The following is a 20,191-nucleotide window of genomic DNA, read 5'->3' on the forward strand; positions in this document are numbered from 1 at the left end:
CCTCGTCCTCGGAGACCGCACCCCAGCCGAGGCCATGAGACGCTGGTCGAGAGAACTCGCCTACTGCTGAGTCGCAACGATCACTGGAAACCGCCGCGTCTATCCGGTCGTGTTCATCGACTGCATCAACGTGAAGATCCGGGTTCTGTCGACGATCTTGTGATCCGGTGGGGCGGCCTCATCGTGCGAGCAGGACGCGTTTGCGAAGGAGATCGAGGCTGGCCCGGCCGAACATCTGGCGCTTCAGCATCTTCAGCCGGTTGATGTTGCCCTCGACGGCTCCGGAACTGTGCGGCAGGGACATTCCGTTGCGGACGGCGGCGAAGTCGCGACGGAGGTTGCGGGCAAAGGATGCGAGCGGGGCCAGGGTGTCGTGTTCGGCTCCGGTGATCCAGTCCTCGAGGCGGTCGCCGTGGCGCCCGGTCATCATCGCGGCGAACTTCCTGACATGACCGGTGAGCCGGTCGAGTTCGCAATCACGCTCGCGCAGCCGGTGCAGCTTGTCGGCGTCCTCGTCCCGAAGGTGTTCGGGGTGAGTCATGATCCAGGAGGTGACCTCGCGGACCGACAGAGGTTTTGGACCCGGGTCGGGTGCGTGTCCACGCTCGGTCCGGTAGCGGCGCAAGTGACGCTGGACGGCCAACTCGCCTCCGCGATAGCCCAGTTCCTGGATCTCGCGGTAGAGCTGTACGGCGTTTCGGACGCCTTCGTTCCAGCGCCGGTGCAGGTAGCCGAGGTACGGGTCGACGACGTGCGCCCGCTGCAGGCTCTTGGCGACGACATCGTCGGCGGAGCGGGCGTTGACCAGCTTGCGGCGGGTGGTCAGTCCCGCGATCTGTTCGGCGAACGTCACCGCCGTGCAGGCGCGGTTCTCGCAGCGGAAGCGGCGTATGGACAACTCGATCACGACACTGAGCCCGCCCACGGCGACGTCACGCAGCGTGCGTACATACCGGCCGTGCACCCGGGCCGAGCTCTGGCCGCACCGGCAGGACCCGGTCGCATCCCGCACTCGCGTCCTCAGCACTACCCTGTCCGGTCTCCGTTCGACCTCCTCGATCAGTAGCGCGGACAGGTACGGAAACAGCTCCAAGAACACATCACGTGAGCACGTGATGCATGATCGCGAACAGTCGGTGTGGTCCGCTCAACCGTCCGGATCACAAGATCGTCGACAGAACCCGGATCTTCACGTTGATGCAGTCGATGAACACGACCGGATAGACGCGGTCGAGCGGGCGGGCCTGCCATTCGGCCATGCCCTCCATCACCGAATCGGTGATCGTCGAGATGGTCTGTTTGGAGACCTCGGCTCCGTAGACCTCGGCCAGGTGGGCGGAGATCTCGCCGTGGGTCAGGCCCTTCGCGGAGAGCGACAGGACCATCTCGTCGACGCCGGTCAGCCGGCGCTGCCGCTTCTTGACGATCTGCGGCTCGAACGCTCCCTCGCGGTCCCGCGGCACCTCGATCTCCACCGGCCCGACGTCTGTGACGACCGTCTTGGAGCGTTTGCCGTTCCTCGAGTTGCCGCCGTTCCTCCCGGCGGGATCGTGCCGGTCATAGCCGAGATGATCGGTCATCTCGCCCTCAAGGGCGGACTCCAGCAGCCGCTTCGTCAGCTGCTGGAGCAGACCGCCCTCGCCCGTCAGCTGCAAGCCCTCGGCCTGGGCACGGGCCACAAGCTCGTTCAGGAAACGATCATCCACGCCCGCCGACACGGCCTCCGCCTCGGACGGTTTCGCTATGTTCTCGCTGGTCACAGGTGCAATCCTCCATGATCGGAGTTACACCGTTCTTCTTACAGTCCCGCCGAACGACATGCCAGACAGCCACACTGACGCCGAGGCCGCTTACAATCCTCGGAGGAGCCGTTGCCTTCGGAGTCCCTCGCTATCGTCCACTGGCGGGGGCGTGTCCGCCGTGGCTGGCGGTGGAGTGTCCGTGTCGGGCCGAACGTCGATGAGGTAGCACTCCGAGGACTGAAGCACTGAGCCGTCAGGGTTCAGGTGGCGGCCGCGTGCTCTGACTTCCACCTCATACCAGCCCGCCCCTGCCGTGCTGAGGAGTGGGAGGCCTTGGTGGGGCCCGTGCACGAGCGATTCGATGCGGAGCTTGCCGCTAGGGGCCCAGATGCGAGAGCGGGTGGTTTCCTCCCACAATTCGCTGTCAGTGCTGGGTAGCTCTGTTCGGTCGCACGCAATCTGTACGTGCACGTTGCCAGTGTTGATGCCGGTGAGGACGAGGGCGCCGTTGGCCATGGGTGCGATGAGGCCTTGGGACCAGTCGACGGTCTCGATGGGTACGTCGCCGTCGTCGAGGATCCCGAAGGTCCCCTCGTTGACGAATACCTGGGGTAGTGCCTGCATGCTCACTGCTCCTCGGTCTTCGACTCCCCCGCCCCCGCTCAGCTGAGGACATCAGCTATGGCGGTCCTCAGGCAACAGGGCCGCCGCTAGCCGGCGTGATGCTTGCCGTGCTTCAACGGACGACAACGTTGAACGGCTCGTTTTCAAGGACTCGTTCACGCCGGAAAACTGCGTGTTCGTGCCACCCTGCGAGCTGTTTTCGGTGGCCACAATCATGCAGACGCTCACGCCTGCGGGGCCGGTGGCAGCGGGAACACCGCTGAAGCCGCAGCCGGGCTGGGTGCGACGTGTGCCGCCGACGTTGAGCCCCTGGTGGGACGTGGCGATTGGGTACTCGCCGCACGACTTGTTCGGCACGCTCGGTGCGGATCCGCACGCCTGATTCCGGTTGGAGTCGATGATGGTCTGGTTCTCTGTGCGGGTGAGCGTTGAGGGCAGCCCTGAGGCCTGAGCCTTGGCCACGTGGTCGGCGAGTTCAGGGGTCGCAGCCTGCGTATAGACAAGGTCGGACGCCGCCCACGGAACAACACAGCCGACAACGGGGCGGCCGGCAGTGGCGTTGTCAACGTACTTCGTTCATGGAAGCGCTGGTGACGGCTGCCGAGTAGGGGGCGTTGGTGAAGGTGAGGTACCAGAAGGTCTGGCATTGACCCGAGGCGGCTACCGCCGTGGCCGAGGTGTCGTAGAACGACTCACCAGTTTGCCAACTCTTGGCCGGCAGACCTAGTACGTCGTTCTCGACAACGACCGGCCCTTCATCTGCGTCCTCATCGCCCTCGACCCCGAGGGCATCGCCCACTGGCTGGCCATGCGCGGCAGGCCGGTCCCACCGGACGGCGAGCGGTCCTCGACCCGGACCTGGAGGCCGAGGTCCGGCGGGCGGTGGTCGCCGCCAACACCCTGGTCTCGCAGGCGGAGTCGATCCGTAGATTCCGGATCCTGCCCGGTCAGTTCTCCGAGGAGCACGGTCTGCTGACGTCCTCGCTCAAGCTGAAGCGCAAGGCGATCGAGAAGGCGTACGAGCGGGAGATCGAGCTGCCGTACCGAAGCTGACGCACCCACGCACCGGCGGGTGGTGTCTCATAAACTGTCTCGCTACTGTCTCAGTATTCGTCGGCCGCCGTGAGATGCCGGTAGACCGTGGCCCGTGAGACACCGAGCGCGGCAGCGATCTCGCCCGCGGTGCTCCCGGAGTCGCGCATGCGGCGGGCCGCACGGGCCATGTCCGGGCTCATCACGCCCGGCCGGCCGCGACGACTCCGGTCGGGGCGCGGGGACGGCGGCCCCGCCCGCCCCGACGGCGGCGCGGGGTCGCCGAGGAGCCGCCGCACCCCGCTGAGCACAGCGGCGCGCAGGGCCTCGACCGGGGCGTCGGCGTACAGCACCACCGGGTCGGAGAGCATCGCGACGGCCTGGGCGGCGCGCACACGGTCCGCGAAGTCCGGGTCGGGGCCCGCGACCAGGGCGTTTGCCCGCATCATGGCATCGCGGAAGCGGCCGAAGACCTGGCCGGGGGCGGCCAGGGCCATGTCGCGGAGGTTCATCCGCAGTAGGTAGCGGTGGGTCAGCCACACCTCCAGCAGGCCCTCGACGGCGACCCAGCGGGCCTCGGCGGGATCGACCAGGCCGGCCGCCGCCACCGCCGCGTCGAGGCTGTCGAGCATCGGCCCGGCCAGCGCGGCGACGATGTCGGCCTTGCCGGGGAAGTGGTAGAGCACCGCGGTCTTGGTCACGCCCACGCGCTCGGCTATCTCCCGTACCGACGTCGCGTGATAGCCCCGGGCGGCGAATTCCTCCAGCGCCGCCCTCAGGATCCGTGCCCGGGTGTCCTGCGGAATGTCCTCGGTCATGGGGTGAGGCTATCCCTTGCCTGACCAATGGACAGGGGAGTAGCGTCATTTCTGACCACCGGTCAGTAGTCTTAACGGGAGGCACCCCATGACCAGTCGGACCGTACTCATCTCCGGAGCCGGCATCGCCGGTCAGACCCTCGCCCACTGGCTGTCCCGGCACGGCTTACGGCCCACTGTGGTCGAGCGCGCCGGGACCCAGCGCTCCAGCGGCAGCCCGGTCGACGTCCGGGGCCGGGCCGTGGAGGTGGCCGAGCGGATGGGGATCATGCTGAAGCTCCGCGAGGCCTCCACCGATGTGACGGACCTTCGCTTCGTCAACGCCTCGGGCAAGCGGGTCGGAAGGGTCAACGTACGGGCCGTGCGGAGGGCGTCCGGCAGCCGCGAGGTCGAGATCCCGCGCGGCGACCTCGCGGCGATCCTGCACGAGGCCAGCCGGGACCACGCCGAGTTCCTGTACGGCGACTCCATCGCCACCCTGAGCCAGGACGAGCACGGCGTCGACGTCACCTTCACCCACGCCGCGCCCCGCCGCTTCGACCTGGTGATCGGCGCCGACGGGTTGCACTCGCAGGTCCGCCGGCTGGCCTTCGGCCCCGAGTCCGGCTTCGTGCGCCACATGGGGATGTACGTCGCCACCACCTCCCTGGACACCCCGGCCGACAACCAGCGGGACGTCGTCCTGCACAACACCCCCGGCCGGCTGGTCTCCGTCCACCCTTCGCGAGGCCGCGCCCTGGCCTTCTTCGTCTTCCGCAGCCCCGCAGTGCCCGGCTTCGACCACCGCGACAGCTCCCAGCACAAGCGGCTGCTGACCGAGGCCTTCGCGGGCGGCGGGTGGCAGGTGCCCGAACTGCTGGGCCGCGTACGGGCCGCCGACGACCTCTTCTTCGACTCCGTCAGCCAAGTGCGGCTGGACCACTGGTCCCACGGCCGCGTCGCGCTCCTCGGCGACGCCGCCTCCTGCGTGTCGCTGTTCGGGGACGGCTCGACCCTGGCCATGGCGGGGGCCGACACCCTGGCTGCCGCTCTCGCGGCCACCCCCGGCGACCACCGCTCCGCCTTCCGCCACTACGAGGCCGCGCACCGCGAGCTGGTCGGGCCGAAGCAGCGCGGCATCGGGCGCGCCGCCGCGCTGATCGTCCCGGCGACCCGGCCCGGCATCCTGGCCCGCGATCTCGGCTCCCGGCTGTGGCCGCTGGCCGCCGCCGGCGGGTGGCTGGGGCAGCGGCTCCCGGGCGCCGGGAATGCGACCGGCCGGGAGATCGTTCATGCGAGGAGCACAAGTCCCACAACGTGAGGATCACCTGCTCGTGAGCCCCTGTTGAACGACTCTCTGTATGAGTACGAGGGCGGGGGTCGGCGACACTCGCGGTGGACATGAGTATTGATCTTGGTGGGCTGTCTGGTCCTGCGACGCGCCGACGGCGACGGCGACGGGACGACCGTCGGCGTCACGCACCCAGGTCCGCAGTGTCTCGGGGTTGACATTCAGATCGGCCGCGGCGTCCTTCAACGTCCGCCGTCCCGCCGCAGCCCGCCACAACGCGACCGCGTCGGACCGAAACTCCGCACTGTACTTCGAGGGCCGTGCCATGTGGATCTACACCTTCCAGGATCAACAAGATCCATTGTCGGGCGTGTCCACACCAGCTCAGCCGGGTGGCATCACAAGATCTTCGACAGAGCCGAAAACTTGAGCACCAGCGCGAAGCCCAACCGGGTCGCCCCGAACTTGTTCCGCACCTTCTTCATGTCGTCTTCGAGCAGCGTCCAGACCTCGATCAGGTCTTCCGGCTCCCCGTCCTGCCGCATCCGCCCCGCCCCTTCCCCATCACTCGTTCAGCTCAACGAGACGGCCAGGACCGGGAAACGAGGTCCACGGCGGTGGCTCTGTACACGGAGAAGGACAACGCTTGTTCATCAGCTTGGGAGGCGGCTGCCGTCCACGGATGTGTCGAATTGTTTACAGGTTTGGACAGCGCTGAGTGGGAGCGCCGGTTCGATGAGGCCGGTGGGTTGCCCTCGCCGGTCAGACGCGTGGGCCGAGGAACAGGCCACCGCTCGCGTCAATGACCTGGCCGGTGATCCAGCGGGCAGCGTCGGAGGCGAGGAAGGCGACCACGTCGGCGACATCGCAGGGCTCGCCCAGCCGGTCGAGCGCTGCCATGCCGGCGATCTGTTCGGCGAGGCCCGGCACGTCGAAAACGACTCCGTTGGTCGGCGTCCTGGTTGCTCCGGGAGCGACCGCGTTCACCGTGATCCCTCGGGCCCCGAATTGGTTGGCCAGGGTCCTGCTCATCGTCTCGACCGCGGCCTTCGTCATCGCGAAGGACGTCTGGGCCGGGTTGGCCATCCGGGTCGCCACCGAAGAGATCGTGATGATCCGGCCGCCGTCGCGCAGCAAGGGCAGCGCGTGCTCGATGATGAAGTACGGCGCTCGCACATTCACCGCGAACAGGTGGTCGAACTCCGCCCGGGTCGTCGCGCCGAGCGGGCCAGCCGGGGCAGCGGCGGCGTTGTTGACGAGGATGTCGAGCGGCCGACCGGCCAAGCCGGCCTCGACACCGGCGAAGAGCCTCTCCACATCGCCGTCCACACCTAACTCGGCCCGGACGGCGAGAGCGGTCCCACCGGCGCGCTCTATCCCCTCGACCGTCGCCGCCGCCCCGCTCTTGTCCCTGCCGAAGTGCACGATGACCATGGCTCCTTCGGCCGCGAGCCGGGCTGCGATCGCCTGCCCGATGCCCCGTGACGCGCCCGTCACCAAAGCCGTCCTGCCGGCCTGATCGCTCACGCCGCCCACCCCCGCTTTCATGTTAGTCACTAACGTTAAGGTAGTGTCTATCACATGATGGAGCAGAGACCGACCCTGCGGGAACAACAGCGATCCGAGACACGGCGCATGATCCAGGCGCACGCGGTGCGGTTGTTCACCAGCCGCGGTTACGACGCGGTGACGGTGGCCGACGTCGCCGAGGCTGCCGGCGTCTCGGCGATGACCGTGTACAGGCACTTCCCCACCAAGGAAGACCTTGTCCTCGTCGAGCAGCCTGCCCGGCTCATCGCCGAGCGGGTCGCCGCGTCGTGCGCAACGGATCCCCTGGTGCGCCGCGTCGGCGGCGCACTCGTCGACGCGGCTGCGGCGTTGACCGGTGGCGACGGGGACGAACCGGCGGCGAACCAACGGTTCCTGCTGGACTGTCTTCGGCTCATGGTCTCCACGCCCGCGCTGCGGGCGCGCCACCTGGACAGCCAGTACGCGCTACAACAGGCCATCGTCGACGCCCTCGGGGATGACATGACCGATCCCGACGCCGCGTTCCGCGCCCGGGCGGCGACCAGCGCCTGCCTGGCCGCGATGCACACGGCGCTGACGCGCTGGGCCGAGGACGACGGGCAGACGAAACTGCCCGAACTGATCGCACGTGCGCTCGCCGCGTCCTTCGGAGACGTCGCCGTCGCCGCTGGCCGGAGGGACTGGGGCGACCGATGCCCACCGTCAGGACAGGTCTGACTCGGCCCGACAGCTTTGCGACGAGCAGCAGTCATCGAGCGTTCCGAACTGGGTGCTGTCGCTTCTCGGGTTCTGGCTCACTTTCCGTGGAGTGGTTACGGAGAGTCAGATCTTCGGGGCCATGCGATAGCGGTCTGGATGGGCACGAAGCCGGGGTGAGGTGAGTTCCAGGGCCCGGTTGTCGCGTCCGGCGCTCATGTGGTTGAGCCAACGTTCGTACCAGTCGAGGAAGTCGGTGGCGGAGGAGACGTTGGGGCCCCAAAACCCGTCGCCGTTGCCGATTAGGACGCGGCCGGTGAGGGGACCGGTCACCGCGATGACGCATACGTCGGTGCAGCCCATTTCGATGACGTGGAGGAAGAGGTCGCGTTCGTGGGTCCGGGATCCTGTGCCGTTGAAGCCGCGGGGTGCCCCTGGTTCCCCGCGCGGATTCATGACCAGCAGGGAACACCGCTCCAGCGGCATGAGGCCGTAAAACGGCGCCGCGCCTGAGCCGCCGATTTGCGTGAGGAACTGCCGATAGGCATCAGGCAGGGCGATGTCGTGCTCGGCCTCAAACGCAGCGACGCGTGCTTCCGCCAGCTTCGGACCAAGGCGAAACTCGTGTTGCTCTTCCCCGAAGGAGTGGCTGCGCAGTGGTTGGAACGGGATCGCGGCCAGCTTGCGGCGCAAGCGGGGTATGCGGGGATCCATGGTGCATCTTCTTTTTCCGGGTCCCGTTGCGGGTGTTGCCCGAGCCGGCCCTCTCATGCTTTTCGTGCCCGAGGTGGTCGGTGATCTCGCCTTCCAGAGCCGACTCGAGAATCCGCTTCGTCAACTGCTGTAGCAGACCCCCTGGCCCGTCAGCTTGATCCCGTCGGCCTTGGCCCGGTCAACCAGCTGACTGATCAGCTGATCATCCAAAACGTCCGACGCCAACCCGGACGGACGTACCACTCAGAGGAAAAATCTGCTTGCAGGACCACTTCTCCCTGCCTGAGGTAGTCGACGTCATGCAATACGACTCCGCTCACCACGAAGTGGTGGCCCCCCGAGTCGACCGAGTCACGCATCTCATCCGATCTTGGACTCAACGGCACATCGATCCGTACCGGAGCCTCGGCAGGCAACCCATGAGCGCTTCGCGCAGTTCCCCCACCGTCAGCTCCACAGTCTCATGGCGGTAGCGCTCCATCTGCATGTCACCCATGCGGCACAGGATAAGAGTCGAAGTTGCCACCACACCAACAGGGCGAACGTTGCCTGATGCGGCACTAATAGGACCTAGCAGGGCAAAGACAACCGGTGGGTGACCGTGATGGGGCTCTGGTTGTTGCCGCCCACTTGGACCGTCGGCCCGATGTTGTCCCTGGAGGTCTACCGCGGAAGCCGCGGTGAAGGCTCGTCGGGCATCGGTCAGCGTCGCCCTTCTGCATTCAGACCGCCGAAGTTGTCCCTACAGACCTGGATGACCGGTCCCGTGTTGCCCGTCGCACTCTGGTTGACGCCGGCCTTCTCGGCGTTCTCACGTCGGCCGGCGAGCACGGTGAGATCGCAGGCGGCTTCAGGGAAGTCCTCCTCAGCGTCATGAAGCGGCGCTGCCACCGTTCCTCAAGCAGCGCACCGTCGAGTGTTTCCGCCTGTGCTTGGTCCGCGTCGAGACGAGCGAGTTGGCGCTCCGCTTCCAGCTCGCCGGCATGCCCGAAGAACCGAGCCGCAGCCGCCCGCATGGACGACCAACTGTCCTTCACCATCTCCGTAACGAGCGCGGCGGCTGCGGCAGCAGCTACACGACCAACTGGGCATGTTCACTCATTCTTCCCCCCGACCATGATCCGACCAAGCGATCACCCAGAGTAACCGACGCAGAATCGCAAGGCCCTGCGAGGTGCACGAACTGAACTCACAACTGACTGAAATTCGCCCATTCACGTCGGAACTGTCCGCATATGCCGCTCCGACGACGCCATCTGGGTCGGCTCCAGCGGAAGTACACGCCAGGCGGGAAGCGGGTCGAGCCCCGGCAGCAAATGTCATCACTCTCCGAGCCCGCCCCTGCACCCTGGTGACTCACCGATCCGATCACCACTTCCCGGTCCCTGCACACCGGCGAGTCACCAATCCACTCACCACCCAGCGAGCCGATTCACCGGTGACTCACCACACCGAACCCCACCGAAAGCGATCGAGCAGGACAGACCCGGTCCCATGCCGTACCAGTTTCGTGCGGCAGGCCCGGTAGGCGGGGCGGTCGGAGCACGCGTCTCGGTCAGGCTGATTCTGACGGCCTCGGCGTAACGGCGACGACGACACAACAGAGCCGACTACCAACTGCTTCCAGGTGGGGGGTGGCCATTCTGCCACCCGGGCAGTTGGCTGACCGGTTCTCTCACTGGTCGCGCCGTTGTGCGCTGGTGACGGCGAGCACGGCTGTGGTGAGCGCCCACACCGCATAGACGGTCCAGGCTCCGCCGGTCGTCCACGGAAAGTCGGTCTGGGGTGAGCCGACCTCCACGAGCTGTAACCACGCCTGGTAGAGCGTGGCGTGCCCGGCGACCGCCGACCAGTGGCGGCCGTCGGTGAAGACGATGGGCAGTACGAGGATGGCTACCACCGAGGTGATCATGGTGGCCGAGGTGTGCCTGATGACGGAGCCGATCGCCATGCCGGCGAGCGCGCACACGGGCGCAAGAAGAGCGGACGCCGCTACGACGCGCAGGGCGCCCGGGTAGCTGATCGATATGCCTGCGTCCCGGCCGTCGAGGATTGCCTGCGTCAGCCCGAATGAGGCCCCCGCGACGATCGCGCCGAAGACGGTGCTGACGGCCGTGACGACCACCGTTTTGGCGGCCATCACCGAACGGCGGGCCGGAACGGCCGCGAACGTCGTACGGATGGTGCCCGTGCTGTACTCGCCGATGAGCGCGACGGCGCCGATGGCACCGAGGGCGAGCATCATGACCATGGCGGCGTTCCCCGTGAACGCCTCCTGCAGCGGAATTCCGGCCCGGACGAAGTCGGCCGGGTCCGCCGCGCTCCGCTCCGGCCAGTAGTTGTAGGTGTCGTAGGCGGTGCCCGCGTTGAACGCGATGACGGCCAGTGCGGTGGCCCCGTACGCGATCCAGGTTGAGCGCAGCGACCGAAGCTTGATCCACTCGGCGGCCACCAGGTCGTGAAATCGGGCGCGGGGTTCGTCGGCGCCGAGTTCGTCAACGGCAGCGTATGTCGTGGTCACTGGGGGTCTCCTGCGAGGTATTGCACGCTGTCGGCGGTGAGCTCCATGAACGCCTCTTCCAGGGAGGCGGACCGGGCGCTGAGGTGATGCAGCGGAATGCGGTGTTCCATGGCGATCTCACCGATCCGGACCGCGGTCACGCCGGTCACAGCAAGCAGGTCGCCCGCCGTGTGGATAGTCGCTCCCTCGGCCGCGAGCAGGTCTCTCAGGACGGCCGATGCGGGCGTGCTCACCGTGACGCTCTGCCGGGTGCCACGAGCGGAGAACTCCGCGAGGCTTTCCGCCGCGATCAGCTCGCCGCGGCCGATGACGATCAGCTGGTCGGCGGTGTGCTCCATCTCGGACATGAGATGGCTGGAGACGAACACGGTGCGGCCTTCGGCGGCAAGTCGCCTGAACAGGTCACGCACCCACCTCACGCCTTCCGGGTCGAGGCCGTTGAGCGGTTCGTCGAAGAGCAGTACCGGTGGGTCGCCGAGCAGGGCGGAGGCGATGCCGAGCCGCTGTTTCATGCCGAGCGAGAATCCGCTGATGCGGCGCCGGGCGACCTCGGCGAGACCGACCTCCCGGAGCACCTCCTCCACCCGGCGCTGCGGGATGCGGTTACTGCGGGCCAGGGCGGACAACTGTGCTACCGCGCTGCGCCCGCCGTGCACATCGTGCGCGTCGAGAAGGGAGCCGACATGGCGCAGGCCGCGGGGGCGATCGCGAAAGGAACGGCCGCCGACAGTGACGCGGCCGCTGGTGGGCTCATGCAAGCCGAGGATCATCCGCAGCGTAGTGCTCTTGCCCGCACCATTCGGTCCGAGGAACCCGGTCACCTGACCGGGTCGCACGGTGAAGGTCAGATCTTTGACGGCCGTCGTACTGCCGTATCGCTTCGTGAGCTCGTTGACTTCGATCACGGGGACAACGGTGCCGGGGGGCGACCCCGCCCGTCGTCGGGCTGGAGCTGACAAGCGCCGGGCGCGAGTGTCAACCCCGGTTGTACGACCACGGGCCGATGGCCCCTCAACGCCACACGGTTACGATCACCAGATGTCCGCCTCTCTGTCTTTGCCTCTCCTCAAGCGCATACCGCCGGGCCTGTGGACGGCGCTGACGTGGTTGGCGGCAGCAGTGCAGCCCATCGTCGAGTACGTCATAACGCCGCCCGGGCCGACGCACTCGCTCAACTTCCCCCGGGACGGGCTCGATTCGCTCGGCGCCCGGGCTCTGCTCGCTCTCGCCTTCGTGCTGGTCCTGGCCGGCAGTGTGGTGCTGCGGCGCAGTCCTTCGCCGGCGTACGCACTGGTGATTGCCGGCACGGTCGCCTCGACGGCGGCCTGGCGCCAGGACGAGATCCCGCCGCTGCAGTTTCTCGCAGTGGATGTGGCACTCTGCTACATCGCAGCCATCCGATCCCGACGGAGTTCGCTCACGGCGGCCGCAGGGGCACTCGGCGTGCTCACCTGCTATTTCATGATGCGGCTGCTCATGGGGGACGACTCAGGAATCGCCCCTGAGCCGTTCCTGGCCCTGACTGTGGTTATCGCCTGGCTCATCGGCAACTCGGTGTGTCAGGCCCGAGCCCACGCCGAAGAGCTGTACGCACGGGCCGCCGCGCAGGCTGTCACCGCCGAACGGCTGCGCATCGCCCGCGAGATGCATGACACCGTGGCCCACAGCATCGGCATTATCGCCCTGCAGGCCGGCGCCGCGGCCCGGGTCGTCGAGACCCAGCCGGACAGGGCCCGGGAGGCGATGCTCACCGTGGAGAAGGCGGGGCGCGAGACCCTGTCCGGGCTGCGGCGGATGCTCGGCGCCCTGCGCCAGGCCGACCAGAATCAGGAAGGCACCGGTCAAGACCGTGGGCCCGCACCAACATCCCTGCAGCCGGCCGCCGGCCTGGCGGACGTGGAACGGCTCGCCGAGACGGCCACGGCCGCCGGTGTCCGCGTGGAGGTGTGCTGGCAGGGCAAGCACCGCCCCCTGCCCGCTGACGTCGACCTCGCAGCGTTCCGGATCGTCCAGGAGTCGGTGACCAACGCAGTACGGCACTCGGGGGCCGATTCCTGCCTCGTGCGCGTCGACTACCGCACGGACGAACTCGCCGTCGAGGTCTCGGACCGAGGGAAGGGCGGCGACACCAGCACGGACACCGGATACGGCCTGATCGGCATCCGCGAGCGGACTGCCCTGCTGCACGGCGATTTCACGGCCGGGCCCCGCCCCGGGGGCGGCTTCCTGGTAGCGGTCAGATTGCCGCTACCGGCAATGACCGAGGCAGAAGAGAAGGCGAGAGCCAGATGACCATCCGCGTCGTACTCACCGACGACCAGCCCCTGGTCCGCGCCGCCCTGCAGATGGTCATTACCGACACCGCGGACATGGAGGTGGTGGGTGAGGCCGGAGATGGCGCAGAAGCGGTACGACTGACGGAGGAACTCGCCCCCGACGTCGTCGTGATGGACCTCCGGATGCCCGGCATGGACGGCATCGAGGCCACCCGGCTGATCACGAAAGGCACCGGCTCCGCACGCGTCGTCGTCCTGACGACCTTCGACGACGACGACTACGTCTACGGGGCGCTGCACGCCGGCGCGTCCGGATTCCTCGTCAAGGACATGGCTCTGAACGACATCCTCTCCGCAATCCGGATCGTTGCCGCCGGGGACGCTCTGATCGCACCAGCTGTCACACGTCGGCTGATCAAAGACTTCACCGCCCGACCCGCAGCGGCACCGCCGCGGCGGGCGGAGCTCGGCGGCATCACCGCCCGGGAACGCGAGGTGCTGACCCTCGTCGGAAGGGGCCTGTCCAATGCGGAGATCGCAGGCGAGCTCTGCATAAGCATCGCCACCGCCAAGACCTACCTGACCCGCCTGCTCGCCAAGCTCGATGCCCGCGACCGGGTGCAGCTAGTGATCCTGGCCTACGAGGCGGGCCTGGTGGCAACATCCCAGTGAGTGGATTGCAAGGGATGGTCACGGCCCTGGGCCCGTCACCGCGTACCTCGACCACCACAGGCATGAGCCCTGTCGGACCCTCCACATACGCTGTCGCGACGGAACTGAGATCCTGAAAGTGGAGGCGGCGTGTCTTTGACGTGGCTGGAGACGGAGGGCGGCCCGTTCATCGTGGTTCCACGCACCGCGCTGCCGCACTGGTCGGGAACGGAGGGCGACTACGACCGGGCTTGCGAGGTGATGGAATTCGTTGGAGTCCTCGCACTGCCTGACGGAGCCGAGGCACTCGTCCTCGGGGACGAACCTCTCTCCACCGCCTACCTTCCTGAGTATCGAGTCCTCGTCCGCTGGTGCTACGCGCAGAGCGAGGATGGCGTTGCCGACGTCATCCGGGCTGGGCTTCCCACCGCCGAGTGGGAGGAAGGACCCGTACTGAGCACCACCGGCGAGCTCGTGATGTTCGATGCCGCCTACTTCGGCACCGAGGTCGGGACACTCACGGACAGCACCGCTCTCGAACTCGGCGCCGGCCTCTACCGGGTGGACTCGGCAAGCGTCGAACCCAATAGCTCGACGTCCTTTCGCGTCCACCAATTTGTCGAGCTGGCCTGACCCGACGTTGGTAAAGATCCTGGAGAGTCGTTGCTGAGGGGCACTGAAGCAGGATCAACCCTCGACGCCGTCACCGAGCTGAAGACCTCTCGCCATCCCTACCGTGACGACCATCTCGACACGGCGAGGGTCAGCATCGCGCCCGTCCGCTCCACCGATCCCCGCGGCGCGCACATCCTGTACTTCGACCACGGCCACGGCTGGCTCCGCTACACCTTCACCCACCGCACCGCCGGCCCCCAGATCGTCATCGAGCAACTCTTCTGGCACTAACGCCCGGCGTCAAAATCACACCTGCGGCTACGACAGTCGCCCCGCTTCCTCCGGGCATCCAGTGCTCTCCGGCCAGCCCAGCCCCAGCGTTCCGGTGGCGAGACACCTGCGAGTCACCGAACAACTGACAGCCGTGCGCTGTGCCTTCAGCGGGAACAGCCAAGGCGGTGACAGCGGCAGCCCACCTCATGGGCCTCTCACGTCAGCAGACTGGTCACCACATGGCAGCCATGATCAACACCGACGGAACACGCGACCAGGCACGACCAGCCCCCATCGGCGGACACTCAAACACTGCCACGAGAACACCCATGCACACTCGCGCGTCGACCCGGGCGGGCCGGCGGCGGGGGCCGGCAGCGGGGCCGCCGGTGGCAGACAAGCGCCTTGAGGCCCGCGCGCAGTACGTCTCACTCCCGAAGCCGCGCGACCCATCATCCCAGCAGCAAGCCAGGACGTGATCCCGATGCGCAGAACCTGACACCGTCCGAGGGGAATCGGCACGACACGATCAGCCGCTGTTTACTACTGTCACACGGAAGAGGATATGGACATGGCGCTGGCCAAAAGGGGATCGCGGCTCATCACCGTGGACGGCACCACCTACCGGTGGCGACTCCGCGGACGGCCGACCTACGACCAGAGCCTGGTCCGGTCACCTCTTGCCTACGCGGTCGAGCACGCCGAGACTCCCGGCACCACACTGGTGATCACCACCAACCAGCCGCACCCGAGCAATTGGTTCGCAGCACAAGGCAGCCCGATCCTGCCCGCCCAGGTCACCGACAGCATCCGCACCGCTCTCACCACCGGCTGGACGCCGAACCGCCCCGGCTCACCGTTCCACCTCTACCAATCAGCTGGCTTCGTCTCGTCCCACTGACCCACCCCGCACGCAAGGACCCAGCGATCGGTGAGCCGGTGAGCCCTTCTGCTTTCCGCTCCCCACATTGCTCAGTTTGTTCACTCCGTAAACAAACTGAGGCGACGAGCCGCAGTGAGGAAATTCGGGCTGTGGTCGCAGACTCTTTCGGTCTTCACGGGTGTCTGATCGTGCATTTCGGCCGGGCCGGAAGGCCCCGGTCCACAGGGTGCGGCCCTACCCGCCAGTGACGACGGTGGCCTTCTTGGTGTTCTGCCGCATCTTGCCCGAGACGAAGGCGCGACCGCCTGACTTGTTCGCCCGGGGTCGTCGAACCCGGACCTCCGTCCCGTCGAGCCGCAGCTCGACATCCTCGGCCGCCGCATAGGCGAAGACGTCCGCGAGAGCGCGAAGCCGCAGGTCACCATGGCCGGGGATGGCGAAGCCCCGAGCTGCCGGAAGGGGACGATTTCGTGGACAGCCCGGGTGATCGTGGAGCGCTCCACTCCCTAGAGCAGGGCCAGAGCCGCGTGCGGGAGCTGGAATCGCAGGACGACCAGCGTGGCGATGACCCGGTCGGTGAACACCAGCTGGGGAGCGGGTCCCGCACCGGCCGCACGCAACCGGCTGCGGCCTCGACGCCCGTGCAGTCGACCCTCGACCCTCCTCGGCAGCCATCCACGCTTCGGCCAACTCTGCGATCAGCGAACCGAGTCGACGGCGCTGGAGGCCGGTGAAGACACGATGGGACAAGACCGACGGCCAAGGTATTGCGTCACGGCAACACCCAGCCCGCGCGGCCCTGTTCATGCCATGGCAGAAGCCTGATCGTGTCAGCGCGCCACGTGGTTGTGGTCCGGTGGGTCACCCCGCGCTCGGGAGGGCGGAGAGCAGGGCCGCAGCGGCTTGGTCGAAAGGGGCGATGCTGCCTGCAGCGCGACACAGGATGTGGGCGCCTTCGAGTGTGACGATCATGAGGGTGGCCAGATCAGCGGCCTGGGACGAGCTCATTCCGGCGTGGGTGAGTTTTCCGGTGAGCTCGCCGACCCATCCGGTGAACGCTTCGGCTGCGACGGTGCGCAGGCTGCTCTGGTCGGCAATGGCCGCACCGCCGTCGACGGTGACCGCCGCGATTGCGCAGCCGCCGCCCCCGGCGGACGCCTGCACCACGGGGCGGACGTTGCCAAGGAACGCCTCCACGACTTCGCGTGGCGTGCGGGCCGGCAGTTCGTGCAGGTGACTGCGGACGTCTTCTGCGTTGCGGCGGGCGGCTTCGAGCGCGAGTTGCTGTTTACCGCCTGGGAAATGGTGATAGATCGCTCCCCGCGCGGCACCGCTCTCGGCCAGGACGTCGGTGAAGGACATCGCGGCCAGGCCGTGGCGCTGCAGTAGTCCGATTGCTGCGCTGATCATGCGGGACTTTGTGTCCGCGGCCATCGCGACCCCCTTGACTAGTACGGCCATCCTACTCCATGCTCACCCTACTAGGACGCACGTACTAGAAGCGGTGGGCTGGACAGCCCCCCGAACCCGGAGGTCCGTGATGGGCAAGACATTTCTCTACACCGAGATCCAGGTGGCAGTGCCGTTCGAGCAGTTCGACTGGCACCAGGTCAACGCGGCGCTGAAGACCGCACCGGGCCTGATCCGCAAGACGTGGCTGTCCGGCATCGGAACGCACACCGTCGGTGGCTTCTACGAGTTCGACAGCACCGAGAACGCCCTGGCCTTCGCTCAGGGCCCCTTCGCCGAAGAAGCCCGCCGGGCCGGAGCCCCGGCAACGACACGACTGTTCGACGGCGACATCGTCAAAGACGCCAGTATCGACCTGAACTCGCCCTACTACACCTGACACCGCAGGTTGCCACGACCGCACGTCGCCGCCGAGTCAGCTCTGAACACCGCCTCGCTCCACGGCCGGGGCGAGGCGGCCTCAACGGAAAGTCATCTCGATGAACATCACGCAGCACCCCGAGAACACCGTGAGCTGGATCGACCTCGGCACCCCCGACATGGAGACGACGACGGCGTTCTACACCGCGCTGTTCGGCTGGACCGTCGCCCAACCGGACTCCAACGGCTACCGGCTCTGCACGCTGCGCGGACATCTCGTCGCCGCCCTGGGGCCAGCCGAGGACGCCGGCGCACCCTACTGGACGACCAACGTCACCGTGCAGGACATCCGAGCCACCGCCACCCGCTTCACGAACCTGGGCGCTCAGATCATCGTGCCACCCACCCGGGTCGGGACGCTCGGCCACGCCGCCGTCACGCTCGACCCCGTCGGCGCACCACTGTCGCTCTGGCAGCCCGGCACCCATGCCGGCATGGAACTGAGCCATGAACCGGGTACCTTCGCCGGCATCAGCCTTCTCACCGACCACTGCGCGCATGCCGCCGCCTTCTACCGACCAGCACTGCACTGGAACTCCAGCCCCCGGCATACCGAGTTCCGGTTGCCGGACAACTCCATCGCCACCACCAGCGCGCCGCCAGCGAAACCGACGGCGCAGCGATCACTCTGGCTGGTCAGTTTCGCCAGCAACAGACCCCATGCCGACGCCGAACGGGCCCGACAGCTCGGTGCGACCGAAGTGCGGCAGGACCCCAACGGAGACGTGGTCTTGCGCGATCCCACCGGCGCTCTGTTCGGCCTTACCCAGCACGCCCGATAGCCCCGCTCCGCCCGAACGCGTTACCCGAGACAATCGCGCACCAAGTTGTTGGCTCATCGCCTTCGCCGCGCTCGCGCCGCTGACCGTCGGCCGCCCGAATATTCTTCTACAGCCTGGTCGACTGGCCGTACGCCGCGCCCCGGCACTCCCTCACCGATATCCTGGTGGTCCGACATCGGGGGGCTTCCTCTCATGAAGGGCAGCACGATGAACCGGAAGTTGAACGGGCATCGACTTCTGACGCTTCTCGCAGCACCGCTCCTCGTCTCCTCCGTCGCCCTCACCCCCGCCTTCGCGGCCCAGGGCCGCACGGCGGCGGCCGCCCCGGCGGGCCCCTCCTGCGAGCTGGTTCCAGACGGCACCGGCGAGCCGGCCGGGGACCGCGGCTACGACCTCCGCCTCAGCGGATTCCCGGCAAATCAGTCGGTGCGGGTGGAAGGACCGAAGTTCTCCTTCAGGACCACAGTGGATGGTCAGGGCGACCTCGACCGACAGAACGTGCGGTACGGGAAGTACAACGTCAGCTACAAGAGCCATGGCGGGAACCAGAACAAGCGCGTCGGATGCACCACCCCCCGAGAAGACCCGGGCAGCGGCAAGCAGGACGTTAAGGTCACCAATGTGGAGGTGAAGACACTCACCAAGCCCGGGACCGTCGTCGACTGCACCAAGTCGAACAAGGCGGAATTCGACGGCAGCATCACGGCCACCGGACAGGGCAAGGTCGACTACTACTGGACGTACGCGTCCAGCGCCGACCCGCACTCCTCCGGCTCGGTCACCTTCACCCCCGGCACCACGAGCCATTCCCTGTTCAAGGTGGTCGACGTCTCGGGAATGGCAAACGTCTCATCGGTGAGCGTGTTCGTCACCCTCCACGTCCCGGCCCAGAACATGAGCGCTCGGAGCGAGCAGCTAGTGCTGACCTGCGCTAAGCCCTGAACGCGACGGCCAGGCCGACTGGCCTCAGCTCCATGTCGGGCGCACCCTGGAGGGAAGCTTCATCCGGCAGCCGAACGGCACTGCCGCCGATATGGACATCGGCGCCCGAATCAGCGCAGACGCGCGCCACCACGCCGGCGGCGCCACCGCATTCCAGATCGCCGCCAGCCCCGGCATGATCACCGTCGAAGCGTCCGGCCGCGCACCACACCTGCCCTCCGGCACCCTCCACACCGGGCGGCTTCGGATGGCTGCCGGACAACCGACAACCCAACATCCACTTCCACCGCGGAGGCAAGACCGTCACAACCACCTCACCACCAGCGAGACCGAGCGCGGCCCCGCCCCTGCCCCAGAGCGAAATCACGTTCCATCACCCTCGGAGGGGAGGCGTCCCGGACACCTCGGCGCATGAGACTGAGGGCGCGCTTGCGCGGCCCGAGAGATCAAGGCCCATTCCCCGGACTCGACAGCGTCCTGGACACCGGGCCTGACCCGCACACCCATGCCGGCACGGACCGGACACGACCCTATTCGGACCGCGACGCTGCCGGGCCGCTGGACAGGAGCAGCCACGGCCCGGAACCCAGCGGGCAGGGCCGGCCGGCCACCGCCGACGGACCCACTCGGCACCTCCCAGTGAGCGGGGAACAGCCACCCCGCACGTACCCGCCCGACGCGTCAATGGCCCCGCCGTACAGCGGAACCGCGCCACGACCACCAGTCCCGAGAGCCACGGCCAGGGAGCAGCTCGCCTACACGCACGGCTCCCAGTCTTCACCGACCTCCTGCAATACGGCCGGGGCGTGTCAGCGATCTTGTGTAAGTCGCCTGGTGTCATTGGATGCTGAGCCGGTCCTCGAAGAAGAGTGAGAACTGGTTCAGTGCCTCTTTCCAGTGTGCGGCGACGTGGTTCGCGTCGCGCGCTTTCG

23 protein-coding genes and 3 pseudogenes are annotated in these 20,191 nt (G+C 67.4%); 11 read left to right on the plus strand and 15 right to left on the minus strand.

Going from position 1 to position 20,191, the window contains the following annotated elements; all coding sequences use genetic code 11:
• Positions 1-178 precede the first annotated feature (178 nt).
• The 4 genes and pseudogenes from ACFWB8_RS33460 to ACFWB8_RS33475 form a co-directional block, all read right to left on the minus strand.
• Positions 179-1,012: a transposase gene (locus ACFWB8_RS33460; RefSeq protein WP_385235862.1), complete on the minus strand. Its 834-nt coding sequence runs from the start codon at positions 1,010-1,012 to the stop codon at positions 179-181.
• A gap of 169 nt (positions 1,013-1,181) precedes the next feature.
• Positions 1,182-1,718: pseudogene (locus tag ACFWB8_RS33465) on the minus strand (transposase); the annotation flags it as partial.
• Between the two features lie 699 nt (positions 1,719-2,417).
• Entirely contained in the window at positions 2,418-2,828 is a 411-nt protein-coding gene (locus ACFWB8_RS33470; protein WP_385235865.1) for a hypothetical protein, read from the minus strand.
• A gap of 100 nt (positions 2,829-2,928) precedes the next feature.
• Positions 2,929-3,165 carry a hypothetical protein gene (locus tag ACFWB8_RS33475; protein ID WP_385235868.1) on the minus strand — a complete coding sequence of 79 codons (237 nt, stop codon included), beginning with the start codon at positions 3,163-3,165 and terminating at the stop codon, positions 2,929-2,931.
• Between ACFWB8_RS33475 and ACFWB8_RS33480 the strand changes: the two are divergent.
• Positions 3,097-3,419, plus strand: a pseudogene (locus ACFWB8_RS33480) (long-chain fatty acid--CoA ligase); the annotation flags it as partial. The gene ACFWB8_RS33475 and the pseudogene ACFWB8_RS33480 sit on opposite strands and share 69 nt — an antisense overlap.
• 50 nt (positions 3,420-3,469) lie before the next feature.
• On the opposite strand, the gene ACFWB8_RS33485 reads toward ACFWB8_RS33480, so the two are convergent.
• The gene (locus ACFWB8_RS33485) at positions 3,470-4,216 is read right to left on the minus strand and encodes a TetR family transcriptional regulator (RefSeq protein WP_385235871.1); all 747 of its coding nucleotides are present in this window, start codon (positions 4,214-4,216) and stop codon (positions 3,470-3,472) included.
• Between the two features lie 88 nt (positions 4,217-4,304).
• Between ACFWB8_RS33485 and ACFWB8_RS33490 the strand changes: the two genes are divergently transcribed.
• The gene (locus ACFWB8_RS33490; RefSeq protein ID WP_385235874.1) at positions 4,305-5,516 is read left to right on the plus strand and encodes an FAD-dependent monooxygenase; all 1,212 of its coding nucleotides are present in this window, start codon (positions 4,305-4,307) and stop codon (positions 5,514-5,516) included.
• Between the two features lie 3 nt (positions 5,517-5,519).
• On the opposite strand, the gene ACFWB8_RS33495 is transcribed toward ACFWB8_RS33490, so the two are convergent.
• The 3 genes from ACFWB8_RS33495 to ACFWB8_RS33505 form a co-directional block, all read right to left on the minus strand.
• On the minus strand, positions 5,520-5,813 hold the full coding sequence (locus ACFWB8_RS33495; RefSeq protein WP_385235877.1) for a transposase: 294 nt from the start codon (positions 5,811-5,813) through the stop codon (positions 5,520-5,522).
• 71 nt (positions 5,814-5,884) lie between these two features.
• Positions 5,885-6,031 carry a hypothetical protein gene (locus tag ACFWB8_RS33500; RefSeq protein ID WP_385235880.1) on the minus strand — a complete coding sequence of 49 codons (147 nt, stop codon included), beginning with the start codon at positions 6,029-6,031 and terminating at the stop codon, positions 5,885-5,887.
• Between the two features lie 217 nt (positions 6,032-6,248).
• Positions 6,249-7,013: an SDR family NAD(P)-dependent oxidoreductase gene (locus ACFWB8_RS33505; protein ID WP_385235883.1), complete on the minus strand. Its 765-nt coding sequence runs from the start codon at positions 7,011-7,013 to the stop codon at positions 6,249-6,251.
• A 54-nt stretch (positions 7,014-7,067) separates the two neighbouring features.
• Here ACFWB8_RS33505 and ACFWB8_RS33510 point away from each other — a divergent pair, with 54 nt between their 5' ends.
• Entirely contained in the window at positions 7,068-7,733 is a 666-nt protein-coding gene (locus tag ACFWB8_RS33510) for a TetR/AcrR family transcriptional regulator (protein WP_385235886.1), read from the plus strand.
• 105 nt (positions 7,734-7,838) lie between these two features.
• Here ACFWB8_RS33510 and ACFWB8_RS33515 read toward each other — a convergent pair whose 3' ends face one another.
• The 5 genes and pseudogenes from ACFWB8_RS33515 to ACFWB8_RS33535 all read right to left on the minus strand — a co-directional run bounded on the left by ACFWB8_RS33515 (position 7,839) and on the right by ACFWB8_RS33535 (position 11,852).
• Entirely contained in the window at positions 7,839-8,426 is a 588-nt protein-coding gene (locus tag ACFWB8_RS33515; protein ID WP_385235889.1) for an SMI1/KNR4 family protein, read from the minus strand.
• A gap of 9 nt (positions 8,427-8,435) precedes the next feature.
• Positions 8,436-8,669, minus strand: a pseudogene (locus ACFWB8_RS33520) (transposase); the annotation flags it as partial.
• 459 nt (positions 8,670-9,128) lie between these two features.
• Positions 9,129-9,317 carry a hypothetical protein gene (locus tag ACFWB8_RS33525; RefSeq protein ID WP_385235892.1) on the minus strand — a complete coding sequence of 63 codons (189 nt, stop codon included), beginning with the start codon at positions 9,315-9,317 and terminating at the stop codon, positions 9,129-9,131.
• Between the two features lie 784 nt (positions 9,318-10,101).
• On the minus strand, positions 10,102-10,947 hold the full coding sequence (locus tag ACFWB8_RS33530) for an ABC transporter permease (protein ID WP_385235894.1): 846 nt from the start codon (positions 10,945-10,947) through the stop codon (positions 10,102-10,104).
• A complete protein-coding gene (locus ACFWB8_RS33535; RefSeq protein ID WP_385235897.1) occupies positions 10,944-11,852 on the minus strand; it encodes an ABC transporter ATP-binding protein in 909 nt (302 codons plus the stop codon). Before ACFWB8_RS33535 ends, ACFWB8_RS33530 begins: the two co-directional genes overlap by 4 nt.
• Positions 11,853-11,985: 133 nt before the next feature.
• On the opposite strand from ACFWB8_RS33535, the gene ACFWB8_RS33540 reads away from it, so the two are divergent.
• From ACFWB8_RS33540 to ACFWB8_RS33560, 5 genes are all read left to right on the plus strand, one after another.
• Positions 11,986-13,239, plus strand: coding sequence for a sensor histidine kinase (locus ACFWB8_RS33540; RefSeq protein ID WP_385235900.1), 1,254 nt, complete (start codon positions 11,986-11,988; stop codon positions 13,237-13,239).
• Positions 13,236-13,895, plus strand: coding sequence for a response regulator (locus ACFWB8_RS33545; protein WP_385235903.1), 660 nt, complete (start codon positions 13,236-13,238; stop codon positions 13,893-13,895). Before ACFWB8_RS33540 ends, ACFWB8_RS33545 begins: the two co-directional genes overlap by 4 nt.
• A 129-nt stretch (positions 13,896-14,024) precedes the next feature.
• Positions 14,025-14,507: an Imm21 family immunity protein gene (locus ACFWB8_RS33550; RefSeq protein WP_385235906.1), complete on the plus strand. Its 483-nt coding sequence runs from the start codon at positions 14,025-14,027 to the stop codon at positions 14,505-14,507.
• Positions 14,508-14,537: 30 nt separating this feature from the next.
• Positions 14,538-14,780 (plus strand): hypothetical protein, encoded by a 243-nt coding sequence (locus ACFWB8_RS33555; RefSeq protein ID WP_385235910.1) that lies wholly within the window; start codon positions 14,538-14,540, stop codon positions 14,778-14,780.
• A 553-nt stretch (positions 14,781-15,333) separates the two neighbouring features.
• Positions 15,334-15,663, plus strand: a complete 330-nt coding sequence (locus tag ACFWB8_RS33560) for a hypothetical protein (protein WP_385235913.1) — start codon at positions 15,334-15,336, stop codon at positions 15,661-15,663.
• Positions 15,664-16,506: 843 nt separating this feature from the next.
• On the opposite strand, the gene ACFWB8_RS33565 is transcribed toward ACFWB8_RS33560, so the two are convergent.
• Complete coding sequence (locus ACFWB8_RS33565) at positions 16,507-17,055, minus strand: TetR/AcrR family transcriptional regulator (RefSeq protein ID WP_385235915.1); 549 nt, start codon at positions 17,053-17,055, stop codon at positions 16,507-16,509.
• 130 nt (positions 17,056-17,185) lie between these two features.
• Here ACFWB8_RS33565 and ACFWB8_RS33570 point away from each other — a divergent pair, with 130 nt between their 5' ends.
• The 3 genes from ACFWB8_RS33570 to ACFWB8_RS33580 all read left to right on the plus strand — a co-directional run bounded on the left by ACFWB8_RS33570 (position 17,186) and on the right by ACFWB8_RS33580 (position 19,259).
• A complete protein-coding gene (locus tag ACFWB8_RS33570; RefSeq protein ID WP_385235917.1) occupies positions 17,186-17,494 on the plus strand; it encodes a hypothetical protein in 309 nt (102 codons plus the stop codon).
• 100 nt (positions 17,495-17,594) lie between these two features.
• Entirely contained in the window at positions 17,595-18,317 is a 723-nt protein-coding gene (locus ACFWB8_RS33575) for a VOC family protein (protein WP_385235920.1), read from the plus strand.
• Between the two features lie 207 nt (positions 18,318-18,524).
• Positions 18,525-19,259, plus strand: coding sequence for a hypothetical protein (locus ACFWB8_RS33580; RefSeq protein ID WP_385235923.1), 735 nt, complete (start codon positions 18,525-18,527; stop codon positions 19,257-19,259).
• Here the strand turns inward: ACFWB8_RS33580 and ACFWB8_RS33585 are convergent.
• On the minus strand, positions 19,249-19,626 hold the full coding sequence (locus ACFWB8_RS33585) for a hypothetical protein (RefSeq protein ID WP_385235926.1): 378 nt from the start codon (positions 19,624-19,626) through the stop codon (positions 19,249-19,251). The genes ACFWB8_RS33580 and ACFWB8_RS33585 overlap by 11 nt on opposite strands.
• Positions 19,627-20,191 lie beyond the last annotated feature (565 nt).

The sequence above is a fragment of the Streptomyces sp. NPDC060031 genome (assembly GCF_042736805.1).
GTDB lineage: Bacteria > Actinomycetota > Actinomycetes > Streptomycetales > Streptomycetaceae > Streptomyces.